Below are 19,077 nucleotides of genomic sequence, written 5' to 3'. Positions count from 1 at the left end.
TCTTTTTTTGTTAGTTTGAGAATATTGATGACCAGCTATTCTTCACCCGCCGATTTGACCTTGCCAATAGTCGACGAGACCCTATTGGATACACCCACTCATGACAAACTTTCCTTGTCGGTTGGGGCAACGCATCCGCCCCGTATTCTTCTACTGTACGGTTCGCTACGTGAGCGCTCATACAGCCGCCTCCTTACCGAAGAAGCGGCGCGCATCCTGACGCGCTTGGGCGCCGAAACAAGAATTTTTAATCCACAGGGTCTTCCGCTGCCCGATAGCGTTCCTGCCGATCATCCTAAAGTCATTGAGTTGCGGGAACTATCGAATTGGTCCGAAGGGCAGGTCTGGTGTAGCCCCGAACGACATGGCACCTTAACAGGGGTGTTCAAGAGCCAAATCGATTGGCTGCCTCTGGAGGTGGGAAGCGTGCGACCGACGCAAGGCCGTACCCTCGCTGTCATGCAGGTCAGCGGCGGCTCCCAATCCTTTAACGCGGTCAACGCGCTGCGCGTACTTGGCCGTTGGATGCGCATGGTGACCATCCCTAACCAGTCATCGGTGGCGAAGGCCTACCAGGAGTTCGACGAGGACGGACGGATGAAACCTTCGGCCTACTACGACCGTGTCGTCGACGTGATGGAAGAACTTGTTAAATTCACCTTGCTGGTCCGGGATCGCAGCGATTACTTGACAGACCGCTACAGCGAGCGAAAGGGAGTGGCGGCCGAGGTCGCCCGCTTGGCGGAGCGCGCCATGGAGCACGAGGCAGAAAGCACAGGAAGCTAAACGGCAACGGAGCACGGTCTTCGGACCGTGCTTTGGATATTGACGTATGGTGCGAGTAGGCCATGGTTTGATGCTTGTATCTGCCCGGAATTTCAGAGCAACGCTATTACGGGGCTTCGTGTTGACGTTCGGTCATCCGCATAATATGCACGTAATTTAGTATGGCGGAGCTAAACAGAGGTATGCAAATCAAGAGAGAGTTAGTCGAAAAGCACCAAGTCGGCATCTATTTGGGCTCGGTTGTCTTAGCTGTTTTAGTGGTTTCATTAGTGCCTGGCACCACGGCACTCGGATATGGCATCAATCCCGCGCTCGCTGTTATGTTGTTTGTAACATTCCTGCAAGTGCCATTAGCCGATCTTGGGCGAGCATTCGGTCGTGGTCGGTTTCTCGCTGCATTACTCACCACGAACTTTGTGGCTATTCCGCTTTTGATTGCTGTAGTCGTGCAACTCCTGCCGCCCGACCCTCTGGTGCGATTAGGGGTTCTGTTGGTGTTGCTGACGCCGTGCATCGACTACGTAGTAACGTTCTCGCACTTGGGGCGAGCTGATGCTCGCCTGCTATTGGCGGCAACTCCCACGCTCTTGGTTGTGCAGATGTTGTTGCTACCAGTCTATCTGGGACTGTTCCTCGGGAATGATGCAGCAACCCTTGTCCAGCCCGGCCCCTTCGTCCATGCCTTTGTCTGGTTAATTGCTGCTCCGCTCGCCCTGGCCGGCGCCATGCAGCTGTGGGCAGCTCGAAGCCACAGTGGTAAAAGAGCATCCGCGGCACTTGGGTTTTTGCCCGTACCAGCGACCGCCGTCGTCTTGTTCATTGTCGTGTTGGCTGTCCTGGCGCAGCTCGGGCCAGCCACCGATGCGGCCTTGGGCGTGATCCCGTTTTATATCCTCTTTGCCATGATTGCTCCATTCATCGGATGGAGTGTCGGCCGGTTATTTCGCCTTGATCCCGCCGCCGGACGGGCCGTCGCTTTCAGTGCCGGAACGCGTAATTCTCTGGTCGTGTTGCCGCTTGCCCTCGCTGTGCCTGGGGCCATCCCCGTCCTGCCGGCAATCATCGTCACGCAAACCTTGGTCGAGTTAATTAGTGAACTGGTCTACGTACGTTTGATTGCAAAGCTCGGCGGCACCGTTCGTACTGCGCCGCAAGCCTCCAAGTAAACAAGAGGCCCTGCACGCTTACCTACTTTATTAAAGCTTTAGGTCAACAAAGCAAGGAGCGCTCACACCGCTGTGCGTCCTTGCTGCGCCGCTACCGCATGGCTTCGTATACCCGACTATCATTTCGGAAATATGACAATAAAGTAATCCGCGTGTTTTCTGGTTCGTCACCTCACTAGGGCAGCTTCTCCGCATGGCAAGATCGATCGGAAAGGGCACGCAATATCCCGCATGAACTGGTCGGTGCCGTGCTCGCGCATTTTTGGCGCAAAACCACCAGATGCCCCTTTAATTGCATCAACTCGTCGACGCGCACCTCCACCGCGTGGATGTGCTCATCAAGCAAGGCATTCACGTCGCCACAATCCTCAGTAGGCGTATCGCGGTACCGAAGCAAAGTTCGAACTTCGTCCAACGCCATGTCGAGCGTACGGCAGTGCCGGATGAATCGTAAGCGTTCAATGTGTTCCTCGCCATACAAACGATAATTGCCATCGCTTCGAGAAGGCTCGGGCAGCAAGCCCTCCTTTTCGTAGTACCGGATGGTTTCAACCGTTGATTCTGTACGTTTGGCAAGCTCACCGATCTTCATTGGCATGACGGCCTCTATTGTTTATAACACTCGAGTGACTATAGGCTTGTGCGATCAAGAAATCAAGATCTGACCTGTTGCGGGGTGAAATCAAAGCGCTTGACTCTGAAGCCGCTAGAGGCTTTCTAATACCTGCATTCAAAGGAGAAATTCTCATGCAGTTTCATATCGAAGCCATGACATGTGGCGGTTGCGCCGGCAATGTCGTCAAAGCCATCCACTCAGTCGATCCGAAGGCGGAGGTCGCCACCGATCCGCCCACGCGCAGCGTGCAAGTCACCTCGTCAGCGACAAGAATGCAGCTTGAAACCGCCTTGTGCCAGGCGGGTTACCCACCCCGCGGCAGCGATGCCCCAGTCGCTAAAAGCGCGGCTTCCGCTCCCGCCCAGGAAGTGCCTCCAGGCGTCTCCATGCAAGTAGAGGGAATGGACTGCGCAAGCTGCGTCGGCAAGATTGAAACGGCGCTGGCACGCATGCCCGGCGTTTCTGATATCCGGCTGAACTTCGCCACAGAGAGGCTCGAACTGACGCTGGCGCCCGAATCGCCCACCCAGCTTGGTGACATCAAAAAAACCATTAAGAGCTTGGGCTTTGGCGTATCCGCCAGTACCGACCAAAGCGCTACGCCAGGCATCGGCACGGACGATCAAGCCGCCGCACCCCAGCTGCGTTGGTGGCAAACTAGAAAGGGCAAGCAGGTCGTGGGCCTTGGCATTCTGATGGCCACCGCCTACGCTATCGCGCAATTTTTCCCGAATTACGGAGCCTGGGTGTTTGCTGCAGCCGTGATTGTCGGCGTCTTTCCCTTTGCCCGCAAAGCGCTCGCGCTGGCCAAGTCTGGCTCGCCCTTTTCGATCGAAACGCTAATGTCCGTGGCCGCGCTTGGCGCCCTGGTCATTGGCGAGGCCGAAGAGGCAGCGGCCGTCGTATTTTTATTTTCGGTCGGTGAGTTGCTGGAGAGCGTCGCTGCCGGCCATGCTCGCGCTGGCATCAGGGCCTTGGCATCACTGGTTCCGAAAACGGCGGTTTTAATCGATCCACAAGGTGGGCAACGCGAGGTCCTCGCGGCCTCGTTGGACGTGAACGACCATGTGCTCGTGCGCCCCGGGGACCGGGTGTCCGCCGATGGCGTGATTATCCAAGGCGCGTCCAGCCTTGACGAGTCGCCCATCACAGGCGAGTCCATACCTCTTGCGAAGACGGCAGGCGATAATGTATTCGCTGGCTCCATCAACATTGATGGAGTGCTCCAGATTCGCGTGGAAAAGGCCGCCGCCGACAACACGATTTCGCGCATTATCCATCTGGTTGAACAGGCACAGGCCTCTAAGGCACCCACCGCCCGTTTCATTGAGCAGTTCAGTCGTTACTACACGCCGGCCGTGATGGCTATTGCCGCGCTGATCGTGCTTGTTCCGCCGCTGGCGATGGGGGCTGACTGGGAAACGTGGCTTTATCGTGGTCTGGCGCTGTTGCTGATCGCCTGCCCCTGCGCACTCGTGCTGTCTACGCCGGCGGCTATTGCCTCAGGCTTGGCTGTCGGGACGCGCCGCGGGCTACTCATCAAGGGCGGCAATGCCTTAGAAACCATTGGTCGGGTGAGTACGATCGCGTTTGACAAGACAGGCACCTTGACCGAGGGCAAGCCCCGCGTCACTGACGTGGTTGCCTTTACATCAGGGCGCGAGGACGAGATTTTAGCGCTCGCCGCAAGCGTAGAATCCGGTTCGAATCACCCGCTAGCCAAAGCCATTGTGAGCCATGCCGAGGCCGCTAACAGCCTTATCCCCGCTGCCTCGCATGCCTACGCCACCGCAGGTAAAGCCGTACATGCAAGCGTAGCTGGCCGCCAGTTGGCCATTGGGTCGCCGATTTACACCGCGCAAGCAGCAACCCTGACAGAAGGACAACGCGCACGCATCGAAGCGCTGCAACATGACGGAAAAACCGTTTCCGTTCTACTGGACGAACAGACCCGTGAAGTGCTTGGACTGGTGGCGCTACGCGATGAGCCAAGGCAGGACGCACAAGAAGGTGTGGCCGAACTCAAAGCGATGGGCGTGCGCTCAGTCATGCTCACCGGCGATAACCGCCTGACCGCCCAAGCCATCGCCGGCCATTTGGGCATGGAATGGGAAGCCGAGCTTCTGCCCCAGGATAAGCTGCGCCTGATCGATGAAATGAAGCGCAGCGCCAAGGTCGCCATGGTGGGCGATGGCATCAACGATGCACCAGCGCTGGCAACGGCCGATGTCGGCATCGCGATGGGCGGTGGCACCGACGTGGCGATCGAAACGGCCGACGCGGCTCTGCTGAAAAGCCGCGTTACGGATGTAGCCCACCTAGTCGCGCTTTCACGTGCAACGATGGCAAATATCCATCAGAACGTGATTTTTGCGCTCGGTTTGAAGGCCGTATTCCTGATTACCACTGTGCTGGGCGTCACGGGCTTGTGGGTTGCCGTCATGGCCGATACGGGCGCGACGGCAATTGTCACGCTCAATGCGTTACGTCTGCTGCGTTTCAAGGGAGCGGCGCCGACAAAGCATCATCAATTGCCCTTACAGCCGGCAAGGGCATCGTGAGCAAACGTGAAGGCGATGTTTTGGTTCATATTGATCCTGTCCGGACAGGAATGACATCCGAGCGTTTATGAAAGTTTTCGTTTTTCTGAGGTAACCGTATGAAAAGAGTGATTGTTGGCGCTTTTGTCCTGTGTACGGGTTCCATTGTCTATGCTGCAGGTCCACACGATGCACACGTACCCGTCGCAGCTCATGCGCAAACCGCACAACACGTCAGCAAAGGCGCCGATGGCGGCGCCGAGCTGTCTAAAACACTGACGGTTTCGGATTGCTGGATTCGCTCCTTGCCAAGGCCGACTCCTTCTGCGGGCTACTTTGTGATAAAGAACGCCGGCAATAGTGAAGCAAAGCTCGCCTCCATGTCTATTGCCGCTTTCGACCAGGTGTCCTTACATCAAACGATCGATCAGGACGGGAAAAGCAGAATGGCCGTGGCTGACGCTGTTTCGATCCCTGCCGGTGGCGAACTGGAGTTTAAGCCGGGCAGCTACCATGCGATGCTTGAGAAGCCTACTCAAGCGCTTGCCGTTGGTAAGGAAGTCGAAGCCGATTTCGCGTTTCAGTCAGGGGAAACAGCTAAGGCGCTGTGCGAAGTTAAGCCTGCCAACGCTCTCTCGAAGTAGTACATATTATGGCGACAAGTTCTGCGCTGGTCCGAACAGGCGAGCATGACCGGACCATGGGCCGCTTCACATTTCGCTTAGGCGAAGCAACCGATTTGCATGCGCGCGCATTCCGGCCGATGTTGATGCCGATCTGGCACAAGGAAGATTTGGAGATGCAATATGACCGATAAACTCTTGCAACCGAGTGTGCCTAATCAGGTGCGTGCGTATCAACGGCGCTGGTTGATGATCGCGTTCGCGGCGCTGGTGCTGGATATCATCACCAAAGCTGGCGTGTCGGCGCTAATGCCGTATGGGCAATCGGTTCCGATGACCGGCTTTTTCAATCTTGTGCATACTTGGAATACCGGCGCTGCGTTCAGTTTCTTGGCCGACGGCGGGGGATGGCAGCGATATTTCTTCATCGTGATCGCCTTCGCCGTCTCGGTCTGGATAGCTCTTGAGCTACGCAAGCCGTTGCCAGCGTCGCAGGCATTAGCTTATAGCTTAATCTTAGGTGGCGCGCTTGGGAACGCGTTCGATCGCCTGCTGCGCGGACACGTCGTCGATTACCTCGATTTTCATCTGGGCGGCTGGCATTGGCCTGCATTCAACGTGGCGGATATCGCCATCGTCTGCGGCGCCGCGCTGATGGTCTTTTCAAGCCTGCGTCAAGCAAACGATGTATCGAAGGAGAAAACGAATGAATAGCCCGGAGTTCCGTTGCGGCGACAACTGGCAACTTGTTCAACGTAAGCGAGACTAGGATGTGAAATGAGAAAACTGTTTACCAGTATTGCCGTGTCCGCTGTAGTCCTTTTGCCAGTATCGGGATATGGTCAGATGGGAATGATGAGAGACGGACATATGGATTTGCGCCCGATGCAAGATTGTGGACAAATGAATATGTCGATGAAGCGTCATCGATTCGCCATGATGAACGGCATTGATGAAAGATACACTAACAAAAACAATCCACTTTCTCCTGACTCACAAATCATCGCGAGCGGGAAAAAACTATATGAGCAAAACTGTGCTTCCTGTCATGGAGCGACAGGACTGGGTAACGGCGAGGCGGGGAAGATTTTAAACCCGCGCCCGTCAAACATTGCAGTATTTAGCAAAATGCCGATGGCGACGGACGGCTATTTGTACTGGACGATCGCGAAAGGCGGGGTACCGCTTGGAACAGCAATGCCTCCATTTGATGGCGTCTTCCAAGAAACAGAAATCTGGAAAATCATCACGTACCTACGTAAGCTTTAGTATCAAGCGATGATTAACCGATATCGTCCGAGCGGCGAGAGCTTAGCAGGGCATTCGAACGGTGACTGGAGGCGGGGTTGCGTCGATTAATCGCTGTCATCGTCGGCGTGCCAGCCTTTTCCTGTGCCGTTGCCCTGACAGTGGGCGCGTTAACGGTGCTCGGGTACGCGCCGTTTGCACTCTTCGCGGTGCCGGTGCTTTCGCTGGCCACACTGTTTGGCCTCGTGCTGCGACAGTCCACCGCCAGGCACGCTGCGCTGGTGGCATTTTTTTTCGGGCTGGGCTTGTTCGGCGCGGGTGTGAGCTGGATCTACGTCAGCTTGCACGTGTACGGCGGTATGTCGGTGATGCTAGCGATCATCGCGACCATCGGGTTTTGCAGCTTTTTGGCGCTGTTTTCCGCTTTGTTTGGCGCCGGCGCTTGGTATGCCCGCGATAACGGCCGGCTGTTGTGTATCGTTGCGCTACCCGCGTGCTGGGTGGCGACAGAATGGATGCGCGGCGTCATATTCACCGGTTTCCCATGGCTGGCTGTCGGCTATTCGCAGACATTTCCCAGTCCGTTAGCCGGTTATGTGCCGGTGCTGGGTGTATATGGCGTTTCCCTTGTCGTGGCAGTAAGCGCAGCACTGTTGCATGACTTTCTGACGCATCGAAAGGGCCGAAAACGATGGAGTATCGCACTGCTGTTCGGCATGTGGGCCGTCGGCGCGGGGCTGCAGCAGGTGCATTGGACATCGCCCGTCGGGCCGTCATTTCTCGTTGCGCTGTTGCAGGGAAATATTCCGCAAGACCGAAAATGGCGTACTGACGAGGTCGCATCAACGCTAGACACTTACCGTTCATTGCTGCAGCAGCAAGGCAAGGCGAAGCTTGTCGTTATGCCGGAAACTGCGTTGCCGTTGTTCGTTGACGAGCTTCCGTTGGGGTATGTTGACGAACTGAGCAGGTGGACGCGGTCGGCCCAGGCCGATCTGATCATCGGCGTACCGGAGCGCGTGGTTGAACAAAACGAGACGCGTTACTACAACAGCGCGGTTACCATGGGAACGTCGGCTGGACAAACGTATCGCAAGCAACATCTCGTTCCATTTGGCGAATTCATCCCAGCCAAACCGTTGCTGGGCTGGGTGCTCGATATCCTGCATATTCCGCTAGCCGACTTATCGTCTGGCGCCGCTGCGCAGCCGCCGCTACGCCTGGCTGGCCAAAGAGTGGCGATCAATATCTGTTTCGAGGACGTGTTCGGCGAGGAGATCATCCGGACTTTGCCGGAGGCGACAGTCTTGGTAAATCTCAGCAATCTGGCTTGGTTCGGCGACACGTTGGCGTTGCCGCAGCATCTGCAGATCGCTCAAGTGCGGGCTCTGGAAACCGGCCGGTACATGTTGCGCGCAACGAATACCGGTGCCACGGGCATCATTAATGAACGCGGACGTATCGTGCAATTGGCACCAATGCACAGGACGGTGGGGCTGTTAGATATGGCACAAGGTTTTACTGGGGCTACGCCCTATGTACAGATGGGCAATCTGCCGACTCTGTTACTCTGCGGAGCCGGTGTGCTGCTCGTGCTGTGCGCGGCGGTGCGAAACTACCGGGCAAGATTCTTGCTGAGTTAGTCTAGGCAGCTTATTAAAATGGTACTGGAAGCTGGCACGGCGATCGCCCTGCAATGGAGAGAACATTTTTATGCTGAAGACTCCAAGCGACAAAACATTGGACAGCACGCTTCCGTTTGCACGGGATGGTTACCTGTTCGTCACGAAACGTTGCGATCGGTACCGAACAGATCTGTTTCAGACGCGGCTCCTGCTACGCAAAAGCATCTGCATGCGCGGCGAAGACGCAGCGCGGTTGTTTTACGACGAAGGCCGGTTCGAACGCTCCGGCGTCGCCCCGGTCAGGGTTCAGGAAACCTTGTTCGGCCGGGGCGGAGTGCAGGGATCGGACGGCGCGGCCCACCGTTGGCGCAAAGAGATGTTTCTGTCGCTGATGAGCGCGCAAGCCATCTCGCGTTTGGGCGAGCTGAGCGCGATGCAGTGGCGCGCCTATGCGGCAAAGTGGGAAGAGCAGGAGCAGATTGTGCTGCTGGACGAAGCATGCGAAATCCTGTGCCGTGCCGTATGCGAGTGGGCTGGGGTGCCGCTCGCAGAATTGGAGGTAACGAAAAGAGCTCGGGACTTCGCCGCGATGATCGACGCAGGGGCGGCGATCGGCCTGCGGCACTGGCGTGGAAGATGGGCGCGCAATCGGGCGGAAAAGTGGATCGGCGGCATCGTGGAGGATGTACGTAACCACCGGCTAGCACCGGATGAAGGCAGCGCGCTGCATATGATCGCATTTCACCGTGATAGGCAGGGGCAGTTGCTGAATGAACGGATCGCGGCGGTGGAGCTCATCAACGTGCTGCGCCCGACCGTTGCCGTAGCTTGGTATGTGACGTTCGCGGCCCTGGCGTTGCACCAATATCCTGAATGTCGACAACGGATTGCGGCCGCGCAGGAGGGCTATCTGGAATGTTTCGTGCAGGAGGTTCGCAGGTTCTATCCTTTTTTCCCAGTAGTCGCCGCGCGCACACGCCACGAGTTCGAATGGAAGGGCTATCGATTGCCCGGGCGAACAAGGGTGCTCCTCGATTTATACGGCACGGACCACGATACCCGACTCTGGGATAGGCCAGACGCATTTGTACCGGAGCGTTTCCGACACTGGGACGGGAGCGCCTTCAATTTCATCCCACAGGGAGGAGGCAGCCACCGCAACGGCCATCGCTGCCCTGGTGAGTGGATTACCATCGAACTGATGAAAGTAGCTGCGGAGTTCCTGAGCGCGCGCATTCAATACGAGGTCCCGCAGCAGGATTTGCGGATCAGTCTGTCGCGCATCCCGGCATTGCCGAACAGCCGATTTTTGATTAGGAATGTGCGGCAGATCTAGGAGGTTGGGCATGAGCAATGAATGCGACGCCGATGGCGGCGAGAGCGAACTTGATGTGCGCGATGCTACCCAGCGGCGCACGCTGGTTTGGGTACTTGCCATCAATCTGGCGCAAGCGTTGGTAATTGGCGTCGTCGGCGTGGCTGCCGACTCCACTGGTCTGATGGGCGCGGCCCTGGACAATCTTGCCGACGGCTTGGTGTATGCGGTGAGCCTGTACGCCGTCGGTCACTCTGTTGTCGCCAAGGCGCGAGCCGCGCGCTTGTCCGGATTTTTCTTGATCGCGCTTGCCGTGGGGCTGCTCGTCGAAGTCCTGCGGCGTTTTGCGGCGGGCGGAGAGCCGGTCGGCATGGTGATGATCGTCGCGGCGATCGCAAACGCAGCCGCCAATCTGGTCTGCCTGCGCCTATTGCGGGCGCATCGGAAAGAGGCGGTTAATCTGCATGCCTCGTGGATTTTCACCACCAACGACATGATCGCTAATGCCGGCATTGCCGTTTCTGGGGTCGCGATCATTTTCTTCAAATCGCCACTGCCGGACTTGCTGATCGGGCTGGTGGTGGCCGGCATCGCGCTTAAGGGCGGATGGGAGATCCTAGAGCAAGCACGCCAGGCGCGCCGCGAAGGGGCACCTGCCGCACCCGAAAAGCAACGATAATCGCCTATCTGCGGCCCATTTATGACGGCGCGTGCCGTAGGCGTTGTTGGTTGAAGTCGCTCTGCCCTTCTACCTCGCCGACGAGCCGATAGGTTCGACAATGATTATTGTGGCGCTGGTTCGCTCAACAACGTCGAACTACGGACACTTTCCTTTACCCTTATGCACCTGTTATGCCCTGCAACAAATGACGCCACTAAACCACTACAGAAGCCTTGACAAGGGGCGCTCTCAAAAACAGACATCAGCGTTGCGCACGCTCTTGGCGCCGCCTTTTACTTTTATTCTTCGATAGCACAGGCGGCAGCGAGTTTTGTCGAAGCTGCTCACCACGCAATCGCTCCTGTGTAGCTGCGCTTGCCGCACGGCGCTTTACAACAAGCCGGGAAATAGCAAAGGCTATCGCAAATGCGACAACCAGTATAATGCCACTGGCCAAACTGATCATTTATCACTCCGCAGCGGCGCTACGGCACCGCAAGACATAGTTCAAGAATTCTAGCGCGATTCTGTGTCGATTCTCGCCATGCGATTTCCACCCACCACGCCACACTCCAACTTGAATCAGATGCCTCTTGAACTGCATCAATTCTTTGACACGCCCCTCCGCCTCATGGATATGCTCGTCTAACGTCAATCTGATCAATACGTCAGCCGTTATTCCGTTCTGGGGTGTGGGATGGAAAGCGCGGGCTTTAGGGATAGGCCGCCTTGACCTCTTGCTCAACTAACGCCTTAAGCTGCTCATAGCCAAATTTAGGCAAAGGCTGGCCATTGACAAAAAAGGCGGGCGTCTGCTTTATATTCAAGGTACGAAGATCTGTCTTGTCTTGTTCAATAACGGTCGCAACGGTTTCCTTACCCGCGTCTTTACGCGCCTTTTCAACGTCCAAACCGCTTTCCTCGAGAAAGCCCCAAATTAGATCTGGCTGTGGATTGTCATGCGAGGCCCATTGGGGCTGCATACGTAGGACCGTTTCCAAAGTCGGCCAATACTTATCTTGCATTCTGGACGCCTCAAGAATCTTAATCATGTCCTCGGAGCCCTCGTGAAAAGGGGCATAGCGAATGACGAGTTTGACTTTTCCATCATGGGCGTTGACGAGATCTTTGACGCCGGGGTAGAAAGCCCGGCATGTTTCGCAGGATGGATCGAAAAATTCAACGATCGTGACCTTGGCGCTCGCCGCGCCGAAAACAGGCGAATGCATTCGAACGAGCTCGCTCGCCGGGGTGTCTGCCGTCTTATTCTTGCGAAGCTGGCTCTGTTCATATACGAAAGCGCTCAGGGCAAAAGCCATGACCGCGACGATGCTGGTAAGAGTAAGAAGAGTTCGTTTTTTCACTTTTGAGGACCTTTTTTTACGATAAGAAGAACAGCGAGCGTGGTGAATGCGACTAACGACAGGAGGGGAATCGAAATAAAACCGAACAGGTTCAGATCGGCTTTCGCACAGGAAGGGCCTGCGCCACAGGGCTGGAGCGCTTCCGGAATAACACCGACATACAAAAGATTATGGTACGCGGCGACAAGCCATCCAGCGGCGACGAGCGGCAATGCATACCTGAAGACTTGTGTGTCCGAAGTGGCCAGGCCAACTGCTAGAACGAAAACGAGCGGAAACATGAAAATGCGCTGGTACCAACAAAGCTCGCAAGGGTCCAGGCCCATGATTTCACTGAGAAATAAGGCCCCCAGCGTTGCGACAAGTGCAATAATCCATGCAGCAAAGAGGCGATACCAACGTGGTTCAGAAAGATGCGTTGCGATAGTCATAAAACTTCAGTCCTCAATGGACGACTCCAAAAAAATAGGCCGACCTCATAATGGACGAGGCGAGCGCCATGGCGCTCGCGACCATATAGCGTCGGCATCGGCTTGGATCACATGGCCTGTGTCCGTTAACCTATACTGCCAAGGGCCGGGAATGTCCTTAGCAACCAAATCGCAAAACGCACCAATTGCCCGCTCGCTACGGCGATACCCATCAAGACGAGGATCGCACCGGTTACGAGCTGCAGGTAACGACCCGTACGGCGCAAAGCGCTCAGACGGTGCATAAAAGGCGTCATGAAGAATGCGGAAAGGAGGAACGGTACCCCCAGCCCCAAGGCATACACACCTAACAGCACTGTTCCATGCCCAACACTCTCAGAGGTGGCGCTCAGCACAAGGATGCTGCCAAGCACCGGTCCAATGCATGGCGTCCAACCAAAACCAAAGGCCACGCCAAGCAATGTTGCCGACCAAGGGTTACCACCCTTCACGCTGGACTCGAAGCGATAGTAGCGTTGAGCCCATAGCGGCGTACGAACGACGCCCATGATCATGAGGCCCGCAAGCGCGATAATGACGCCTGCCGCAATATTGAGTTCGTAGCGATAGCTTAAGAACAGGCGTCCGATTGCCGTAATGCTGGCGCCCAGAATCAGAAACACCGACGAAAATCCCAGCACAAAGCATGCGCTTAGTCCAAGGGTTCTCCAGCGCCTAAGGCGCACCTCCATTGGGGATGCCGTTGGCGCAACCGCGCCACCCGCAACAAAAGAGAGATAGCCTGGTACGAGCGGTAACACACACGGCGACAAGAATGACGCGATGCCGGCGACAAACGCTGTTAGCAATCCAACGGTACTCAACTCAAGCATCGCATAGCCTCAAACGGTTGTTTCTTAACATTGAAGCTTCCCATTGTCATTGGCCTTCACCCGGCGAGCGCGCCAATGCGGCATCGATCAAGGCTTCTACTTGAGTACTATCCCAAGCGGCAGGCCCCATTGCGCGACCAATTTCACGTCCGTCCCGATCAATCAGCAGAGTCGTTGGAACGCCTGGGGCGCGAAGCGCATTTGGAATCTGTGCCGACGGATCGAAGTAGCCGCGCAAAGCCTGTATCCCGAACTCTTCATAGAACGGCTTGACCAAGGCGGTGTCACGATCAATCGACAAGGCCACCACTTCAAAGTTCTCGCCGCCACGTTTGTCGTTCAACCGATCAAGCGAGGGCATTTCTTCTCGGCAAGGTGGACACCAGGTGGCCCAAATGTTGAGCAACACGACCTTTCCACGGAAGTCCGTCAGGCTCATCTCCTTGCCGGCTTCGTCCTGAAAAGTGAAGGCGGGCAGGTCGCGCGGCGTATGCCAGCGCATAAAGCGTTGGTCCCCAATATCAACTGCAACATTGAGCATGCCGGCGAGGGGATTCTTCGACGCATTGCCACGTTGATAAAAATACAAAGCGGTCGCGATGGCAATGACGGCGATAAGGGCTAGCGCCGACCAGGCGAATATCTTAAATGGGCTCTTCATGATGGTTGCTCAATCCCTAACTTATCGGAAGGTGTGTTTTGATCCCGCTGCCCGCGCGCGCGCTCGATGCTGTCGTTGACAGCGCGCGCGGCGTCTGAATCAGGGGGAAGCAGTTCGCGCAACTGTTGCCAATAATTGATTGCCTGATCGTAATCGCGGCGTTCGAGCGCTGCAGCCCCCGCCAGGGTCAGAGCAAAGGGTTCTTTAGGATTAAGAGCGAGCGCTCGCCCAAGTAGCGCGGTAGGCTCGCCCACGAATCCATTCGAGCTGCTTCGTACAAGTGCCTCGGCATATTCGGTCAAAGCGAGTGGGTCTGACTTGATCGCGCCGCCCGCTTTCGCAAAAGCATTAGCGGCGTCTTCATACCTGTCGAAATAGCGATACGAACGCGCCAGCATCAGCCAGCCTGCCGGATCATCGGGGTTGAGCGCAAGGCGGGCAGCGAGCGAATCTACCATGGCTTGCACATCGGCCTGCGTGACGTTTGGGACGCTTTGCACGGGTACTGGGCTAATTGCCGCAGGATTTCCCAAACGAAGGTAAATCAACGTGGATGCTAAGGGGAGTACGATGGCCAGCCCTAGCGCTGCATACTTGCTGCTTGGCCGGCGGCTGACGATCGTTGTTGGCGGCTTTGCCTCCTCGAGGACGCGGCGTTGTAGGTCTTGAACAGCTTCTGCGTGGTCTTGCTCGGATAAGGTGCCGCTCCTGCGGTCACGGTCCAGTTCAGCGAATTGGTCACGCAGTACAGACGCATTAACCACGTGGTGCTCTACACCCCCGTCTGTGCGTGGCCCCCGCCATAGCACGAGCCCGAGGCGCAGCGCGACTGCTGAAACCAGCAGCGCGGCAAGTACAATAAAAATTATATTCATCAGCGTTTCCCAGTGTCGGCAGCTTGAGCCAACAACGCGTTAGCTCGTCTGCGGTCTTCGTCGCTCAACGACGAGTTGACAATTCGAGCCTTGCGTCGACGCAGCGACACCATTAGTATCGTGAGGCCAAAGAAAAAGAGCAGCATCGGTCCGAACCAGAGCAAGAAAGTGGTGGCTTTGAACGGCGGGCGATAGAGCACGAAATCACCGTACCGTTCGACCATATAGGTTCGGATCTCGTCGTCAGTCTGGCCGGCCTGGATCTGCTCTCGGATTTGCTGACGTAAATCGACCGCCAGATCGGCCCGTGACGCCGCAATGGATTCGTTCTGGCATACTAGGCAGCGCAGCTCCGCTGCGATGCCCAGCATACGTTTCTCAAGCTCGGCGCTCGTCGCCAAAGAGGGCATTGCATTTAGTAGGCAAAACACCGCCAGCCACCAATATTTCATTGCTGCAACTCCCTTATCAGTGGCAAGAGTGTGTCGCGCACAGCGCTTTGCGTCACTGGCCCTATGTGTTTGTAGCGAATAACGCCTTGCTTATCGATCACAAATGTTTCAGGCACGCCATAGACGCCGTAGTCGATGCCCACGCGCCCCTGCGTATCGGAAACTGACAGCGTATAAGCATCGCCGTTCCGTGCGAGCCACGCGAGTGCTTCGTTTCGCACATCCTTGTAATTGAGCCCTACGATGGGCACGATGCCCGATTTAGCCAGTTCCGTGATGACAGGATGCTCATCAAGGCATGCAACGCACCATGACGCCCATACGTTTAATAGCCACACCTGGCCCTTCATCTCTTCTGGCGTAAAGGCCTTCTCGGGCGCCGCTAAGTGGGGCAGGGAAAAGCTTGGTGCTGGCTTACTGATCAATGGTGACGGCAGTTCGCTCGGTTTTAATGTGAGACCTATCGCAAGAAAACCCACCAACACGATAAAGCCGGCCAAGGGCCAAAAGAAACGATTCACGATGTTGCCCCTTTCAATGCCGTAGAGGCGCTATGCTGCTTTCGCTTCAGGCGGTAGCGCCTATCGCTAATGGCTAGCAGTCCCCCTAGCGCCATCAAAATACAGCCCCCCCAGATCCAGTCGACGAAAGGCTTGTAATAGACACGAATGCTCCAAGCGCCGTCGGCGAGCGGTTCGCCCAACGCCACGTACACATGGCGAAGGCCATTGGCATCGATCGCCGCTTCGGTCATCGGCATAGCGGACGATGCATAGGTCCGCTTCTCGGGATGCAGCAGGCGTAAGGCCTTCCCATCGCGCGACATCTCGATGTCGCCCACTTCGGCGACATAGTTCGGCCCGCGAGCCTTTCGCACCCCAAGGAATTTCAATTCGTAACCACCCGCGCTCGCGGTTTGACCGGGCGCCATGCTCACATCTTGTTCGGTCTCGTAGCCCATCACGAGGGTTACGCCGACAACGAACACGGCAATTCCGAGATGGGCCACATGCATACCAAGCCAACTGCGTGGCTGTGCGAGTAAACCGCTACGGGTGGCCCGCATGCGCTCATAGATACCCAGGATTACGGCAGTAGCGATCCACGTAGCCAGCGCTACGCCTAAAGCTACCATTAACGACCAGCGTCCTAGGACAAACGGCACGCCAATACCAGTGGCAACAGCCAAGACTGCTGGCACATACAATCGTTTCATCATGGCCGGCAGTTTGGCCGACTTCCAGTTAGCAACCGGACCCACGGCCATGAGCAACAAGGCAGGCACCATAAGCGGCACAAAGACGGCGTTAAAGTAGGGGGGCCCCACAGACAGCTTGCCCAACCCCAGCGCATCGATAAATAATGGATACAAGGTGCCCAGGATCACGGATCCGGCGGCTACCGCCATCAAGACATTATTGGTAAGCAAGAGGGATTCGCGAGAGATGAGATCGAACCGACCGCCTAATCCGATTTTAGGCGCCCGCAGCGCATACAGGAATAACGAGGTTCCCACTACCACCGTAAACAGCAGCAAGATGAATACGCCTCTACGTGGATCCGTGGCAAAGGCATGTACGGAGGTCAGCACGCCCGAGCGAACGAGAAATGCACCGAGCAATGAGAGCGAGAAGGTACTAATGGCAAGCAGCACCGTCCAGCTTTTGAAGCTGTTGCGCTTTTCGGTGACGGCTAATGAGTGAATGAGGGCGGTGCCCACCAGCCAGGGAATAAACGACGAGTTTTCCACCGGATCCCAAAACCACCAGCCACCCCAGCCCAGCTCGTAATAGGCCCACCAGCTACCCAATGCTATGCCAAGGGTAAGGAAGAGCCACGCAGCCGTAGCCCAAGGCCTGGACCACCGCGCCCAGGTCGCATCCAACTGGCCGGCAAGAAGGGCAGCAATTGCGAAGGCAAATACCACCGAAAACCCGACATAGCCCATGTACAGCAGCGGAGGGTGAAAAATCAGCCCGACGTCCTGCAGCAATGGATTCAAATCGAGTCCTTCCATCGGAGCGGGCGAAAGACGCTCAAAAGGGTTTGATGTGAGCAAGACAAAGAGCAAGAAGCCGGCTGTAACCAAACCCAGAACGCCGAGCACACGCGCCACCATTGCGTCGGGTAATTGTCGAGAAAACATACTGACGGCATATGCCCAACCCGTTTGCATGAGCAGCCATAGCAGAAGCGACCCTTCATGTCCACCCCACACCGCGGCGATACGGTAAACTAGGGGTAATTGCGAATTGGCGTTTTGCGCAACATAAGCAACCGAAAAGTCCTTGGTGATAAAGGCCCACGTCAGACTTAAGAACGCAATAACGGTCAAGAAGAACTGCGTACCTGCGGCGGGTCGCGCCAAAGCGATCCATGCTGCGTTACCGCGCGCCGCGCCCGGCAGGGTCAAAGCGCCTTGAGCAAGCGCGACGAGCAGCGTCAGGATAAGAGAAAAGTGGCCAAATTCAGCGATCATTTTTGTTCCGGCCTCGCAGATTCGGTGTTCATCGCTGCCTGATCCAAGGCATGTTGGGCTTCGGGCGGCATATAGTTTTCATCGTGCTTGGCCAGAACTTCGTCGGCACGAAACCAACCGTTGCTCTCCAGCTTGCCTTGGGCCACCACACCCTTACCTTCGCTAAACAGGTCAGGCAGTATCCCGGTATAGCGAACTGGTATGGTCTTGGCCGAGTCTGTAACAACAAACCGGACCGTCAGGCCATCGCGTTGCACGCTGGCGGTTTGGACCATGCCACCAATGCGAAAGGTGCGATTCTCGGGCGCCTCTCCAGCACTGACTTGTGTGGGCGTAAAGAAAAACACCAGATTGTCTTGGAAAGCGTTAAGCACCAATGCACTGGCGATCCCTAGCGCGGCCAAGCCACCGCCAATGAGTGCCATCCTTTTATGTCGAGCTTTCATTGAGGCCTTTCCTTTCCAAAGTTAATTCATGTTTTGATTGCAACAAAGCGCCTTGTCGGCGTTGTCGAAGCAGGAACAATTCCACAGCCAGCGCGATAGCACTGACGCCGACCGAACCCCATACGTATTGCGCATAGCCGCCCATTGCGAAAAACTCAGCGACACTATTCCAGGTCATCGTTTCACCTCGTTCAGTTGCCCAACCCATTCGGCATGCCCTTCACGCTCCAAAATGATGCAGCGCACGCGCATCAGGGCGACAGCCACTGTGTACATCCAGGCAGCCAAAGCCATAAGCAGCATTCCGACCAGCATGATCGTGGCCATGGAAGGAGCTCGGGTCAGTGATACCGATGCACCTTGGTGCAGGGTGTTCCACCATTGAACCGAAAAATAAATAATGGGAATATTCACGACACCGACAAGCGCAAGCACGGCGCCTGCTTTATCGGCGCGCCGAGGATCATCAATAGACGACTGCAGCGCCATGAATGCGATGTATAGAAACAGCAAAATCAGTTCAGAGGTCAATCGGGCATCCCATACCCACCACGTCCCCCACATCGGCTTACCCCATAGGGCGCCAGTCCAAAGCGACAGAAAGGTGAACATTGCGCCAGTCGGCGCCAGTGCGCTGGCCATCATGGCCGAGAGCCGACTATTGAACGCGAGACCCACGGCAGCCCAGAACGCCATGACCACGTAGATGAACATGGACATCCATGAAACTGGCACATGCACAAAAATTATTCGGTAGCCTTCGCCTTGTTGGGCATCGGTAGGAGCCAAGAAGAACCCCACATAAAGCCCTGCGATTGCCGTCAGTACGGCTCCCACCGTGAACCACGGAACCATACTTCCCGCGAGAGGATAAAACGTCCTTGGCGTTGAATACTTAAACCAGTTGATCATTTCTG

General features: G+C 56.3%; 21 protein-coding genes. 9 read left to right on the top strand and 12 right to left on the bottom strand.

Going from position 1 to position 19,077, the window contains the following annotated elements:
* Positions 1–27: 27 nt before the first annotated feature.
* Both arsH and DBV39_RS09620 read left to right on the top strand, forming a co-directional pair.
* Complete coding sequence (arsH, locus tag DBV39_RS09625; protein ID WP_108621349.1) at positions 28–786, top strand: arsenical resistance protein ArsH; 759 nt, start codon at positions 28–30, stop codon at positions 784–786.
* Between the two features lie 182 nt (positions 787–968).
* The gene (locus DBV39_RS09620) at positions 969–1,952 is read left to right on the top strand and encodes an arsenic resistance protein (RefSeq protein WP_108623208.1); all 984 of its coding nucleotides are present in this window, start codon (positions 969–971) and stop codon (positions 1,950–1,952) included.
* Between the two features lie 175 nt (positions 1,953–2,127).
* On the opposite strand, the gene cadR is transcribed toward DBV39_RS09620, so the two are convergent.
* A complete protein-coding gene (gene cadR / locus DBV39_RS09615; protein ID WP_108621348.1) occupies positions 2,128–2,550 on the bottom strand; it encodes a Cd(II)/Pb(II)-responsive transcriptional regulator in 423 nt (140 codons plus the stop codon).
* Positions 2,551–2,699: 149 nt separating this feature from the next.
* Between cadR and DBV39_RS09610 the strand changes: the two genes are divergently transcribed.
* The 7 genes from DBV39_RS09610 (at position 2,700) to DBV39_RS09580 (ending at position 10,598) form a co-directional block, all read left to right on the top strand.
* Positions 2,700–5,129: a heavy metal translocating P-type ATPase gene (locus DBV39_RS09610; protein WP_108621347.1), complete on the top strand. Its 2,430-nt coding sequence runs from the start codon at positions 2,700–2,702 to the stop codon at positions 5,127–5,129.
* 98 nt (positions 5,130–5,227) lie between these two features.
* Positions 5,228–5,752, top strand: a complete 525-nt coding sequence (locus tag DBV39_RS09605) for a copper chaperone PCu(A)C (protein WP_108621346.1) — start codon at positions 5,228–5,230, stop codon at positions 5,750–5,752.
* 162 nt (positions 5,753–5,914) lie between these two features.
* Complete coding sequence (lspA, locus tag DBV39_RS09600; RefSeq protein WP_108621345.1) at positions 5,915–6,445, top strand: signal peptidase II; 531 nt, start codon at positions 5,915–5,917, stop codon at positions 6,443–6,445.
* A 63-nt stretch (positions 6,446–6,508) separates the two neighbouring features.
* Complete coding sequence (locus DBV39_RS09595) at positions 6,509–7,000, top strand: c-type cytochrome (protein WP_108621344.1); 492 nt, start codon at positions 6,509–6,511, stop codon at positions 6,998–7,000.
* A 77-nt stretch (positions 7,001–7,077) separates the two neighbouring features.
* Positions 7,078–8,622, top strand: a complete 1,545-nt coding sequence (lnt, locus tag DBV39_RS09590) for an apolipoprotein N-acyltransferase (protein WP_227870576.1) — start codon at positions 7,078–7,080, stop codon at positions 8,620–8,622.
* 70 nt (positions 8,623–8,692) lie between these two features.
* The gene (locus DBV39_RS09585; RefSeq protein WP_108621343.1) at positions 8,693–9,940 is read left to right on the top strand and encodes a cytochrome P450; all 1,248 of its coding nucleotides are present in this window, start codon (positions 8,693–8,695) and stop codon (positions 9,938–9,940) included.
* 10 nt (positions 9,941–9,950) lie between these two features.
* Positions 9,951–10,598 (top strand): cation transporter, encoded by a 648-nt coding sequence (locus DBV39_RS09580; protein WP_108621342.1) that lies wholly within the window; start codon positions 9,951–9,953, stop codon positions 10,596–10,598.
* Between the two features lie 695 nt (positions 10,599–11,293).
* On the opposite strand, the gene DBV39_RS09570 is transcribed toward DBV39_RS09580, so the two are convergent.
* From DBV39_RS09570 to DBV39_RS09520, 11 genes are all read right to left on the bottom strand, one after another.
* Complete coding sequence (locus DBV39_RS09570) at positions 11,294–11,944, bottom strand: DsbA family protein (protein WP_108621340.1); 651 nt, start codon at positions 11,942–11,944, stop codon at positions 11,294–11,296.
* Positions 11,941–12,375, bottom strand: a complete 435-nt coding sequence (locus DBV39_RS09565) for a disulfide bond formation protein B (RefSeq protein ID WP_108621339.1) — start codon at positions 12,373–12,375, stop codon at positions 11,941–11,943. The genes DBV39_RS09570 and DBV39_RS09565 overlap by 4 nt, the downstream gene beginning before the upstream one ends.
* A gap of 125 nt (positions 12,376–12,500) precedes the next feature.
* Positions 12,501–13,247, bottom strand: coding sequence for a cytochrome c biogenesis CcdA family protein (locus DBV39_RS09560; RefSeq protein ID WP_108621338.1), 747 nt, complete (start codon positions 13,245–13,247; stop codon positions 12,501–12,503).
* A 46-nt stretch (positions 13,248–13,293) separates the two neighbouring features.
* Positions 13,294–13,908, bottom strand: a complete 615-nt coding sequence (locus DBV39_RS09555; RefSeq protein ID WP_227870575.1) for a TlpA family protein disulfide reductase — start codon at positions 13,906–13,908, stop codon at positions 13,294–13,296.
* A complete protein-coding gene (gene ccmI, locus DBV39_RS09550) occupies positions 13,905–14,783 on the bottom strand; it encodes a c-type cytochrome biogenesis protein CcmI (protein ID WP_108621337.1) in 879 nt (292 codons plus the stop codon). Before ccmI ends, DBV39_RS09555 begins: the two co-directional genes overlap by 4 nt.
* Positions 14,783–15,235 carry a cytochrome c-type biogenesis protein gene (locus DBV39_RS09545; RefSeq protein WP_108621336.1) on the bottom strand — a complete coding sequence of 151 codons (453 nt, stop codon included), beginning with the start codon at positions 15,233–15,235 and terminating at the stop codon, positions 14,783–14,785. Before DBV39_RS09545 ends, ccmI begins: the two co-directional genes overlap by 1 nt.
* On the bottom strand, positions 15,232–15,756 hold the full coding sequence (locus DBV39_RS09540; protein WP_108621335.1) for a DsbE family thiol:disulfide interchange protein: 525 nt from the start codon (positions 15,754–15,756) through the stop codon (positions 15,232–15,234). Before DBV39_RS09540 ends, DBV39_RS09545 begins: the two co-directional genes overlap by 4 nt.
* Positions 15,753–17,714 carry a heme lyase CcmF/NrfE family subunit gene (locus tag DBV39_RS09535; protein WP_108621334.1) on the bottom strand — a complete coding sequence of 654 codons (1,962 nt, stop codon included), beginning with the start codon at positions 17,712–17,714 and terminating at the stop codon, positions 15,753–15,755. The genes DBV39_RS09540 and DBV39_RS09535 overlap by 4 nt, the downstream gene beginning before the upstream one ends.
* Positions 17,711–18,160 (bottom strand): cytochrome c maturation protein CcmE, encoded by a 450-nt coding sequence (gene ccmE, locus DBV39_RS09530; RefSeq protein WP_108621333.1) that lies wholly within the window; start codon positions 18,158–18,160, stop codon positions 17,711–17,713. The genes DBV39_RS09535 and ccmE overlap by 4 nt, the downstream gene beginning before the upstream one ends.
* A complete protein-coding gene (gene ccmD / locus DBV39_RS09525; protein ID WP_108621332.1) occupies positions 18,144–18,338 on the bottom strand; it encodes a heme exporter protein CcmD in 195 nt (64 codons plus the stop codon). The genes ccmE and ccmD overlap by 17 nt, the downstream gene beginning before the upstream one ends.
* Entirely contained in the window at positions 18,335–19,072 is a 738-nt protein-coding gene (locus DBV39_RS09520; RefSeq protein WP_108621331.1) for a heme ABC transporter permease, read from the bottom strand. The genes ccmD and DBV39_RS09520 overlap by 4 nt, the downstream gene beginning before the upstream one ends.
* Positions 19,073–19,077: the final 5 nt, after the last annotated feature.

The organism is Orrella marina, from assembly GCF_003058465.1.
GTDB classification, from domain to species: domain Bacteria; phylum Pseudomonadota; class Gammaproteobacteria; order Burkholderiales; family Burkholderiaceae_B; genus Algicoccus; species Algicoccus marinus.
This window is presented reverse-complemented; position numbering and strand designations above follow the sequence as displayed.

Bases quoted from the DNA above. Each gene is read 5' to 3' on its own strand.
- ccmE (WP_108621333.1), bottom strand. From the start codon at position 18,160: ATGAAAGCTCGACATAAAAGGATGGCACTCATTGGCGGTGGCTTGGCC.
- DBV39_RS09580 (WP_108621342.1), top strand. From the start codon at position 9,951: ATGAGCAATGAATGCGACGCCGATGGCGGCGAGAGCGAACTTGATGTG.
- ccmI (WP_108621337.1), bottom strand. From the start codon at position 14,783: ATGAATATAATTTTTATTGTACTTGCCGCGCTGCTGGTTTCAGCAGTC.
- DBV39_RS09595 (WP_108621344.1), top strand. From the start codon at position 6,509: ATGAGAAAACTGTTTACCAGTATTGCCGTGTCCGCTGTAGTCCTTTTG.
- DBV39_RS09605 (WP_108621346.1), top strand. From the start codon at position 5,228: ATGAAAAGAGTGATTGTTGGCGCTTTTGTCCTGTGTACGGGTTCCATT.
- DBV39_RS09585 (WP_108621343.1), top strand. From the start codon at position 8,693: ATGCTGAAGACTCCAAGCGACAAAACATTGGACAGCACGCTTCCGTTT.
- DBV39_RS09555 (WP_227870575.1), bottom strand. From the start codon at position 13,908: ATGAAGAGCCCATTTAAGATATTCGCCTGGTCGGCGCTAGCCCTTATC.
- DBV39_RS09565 (WP_108621339.1), bottom strand. From the start codon at position 12,375: ATGACTATCGCAACGCATCTTTCTGAACCACGTTGGTATCGCCTCTTT.
- DBV39_RS09520 (WP_108621331.1), bottom strand. From the start codon at position 19,072: ATGATCAACTGGTTTAAGTATTCAACGCCAAGGACGTTTTATCCTCTC.
- lspA (WP_108621345.1), top strand. From the start codon at position 5,915: ATGACCGATAAACTCTTGCAACCGAGTGTGCCTAATCAGGTGCGTGCG.
- DBV39_RS09545 (WP_108621336.1), bottom strand. From the start codon at position 15,235: ATGAAATATTGGTGGCTGGCGGTGTTTTGCCTACTAAATGCAATGCCC.
- DBV39_RS09535 (WP_108621334.1), bottom strand. From the start codon at position 17,714: ATGATCGCTGAATTTGGCCACTTTTCTCTTATCCTGACGCTGCTCGTC.
- DBV39_RS09560 (WP_108621338.1), bottom strand. From the start codon at position 13,247: ATGCTTGAGTTGAGTACCGTTGGATTGCTAACAGCGTTTGTCGCCGGC.
- DBV39_RS09610 (WP_108621347.1), top strand. From the start codon at position 2,700: ATGCAGTTTCATATCGAAGCCATGACATGTGGCGGTTGCGCCGGCAAT.
- ccmD (WP_108621332.1), bottom strand. From the start codon at position 18,338: ATGACCTGGAATAGTGTCGCTGAGTTTTTCGCAATGGGCGGCTATGCG.
- DBV39_RS09620 (WP_108623208.1), top strand. From the start codon at position 969: ATGCAAATCAAGAGAGAGTTAGTCGAAAAGCACCAAGTCGGCATCTAT.
- cadR (WP_108621348.1), bottom strand. From the start codon at position 2,550: ATGCCAATGAAGATCGGTGAGCTTGCCAAACGTACAGAATCAACGGTT.
- arsH (WP_108621349.1), top strand. From the start codon at position 28: ATGACCAGCTATTCTTCACCCGCCGATTTGACCTTGCCAATAGTCGAC.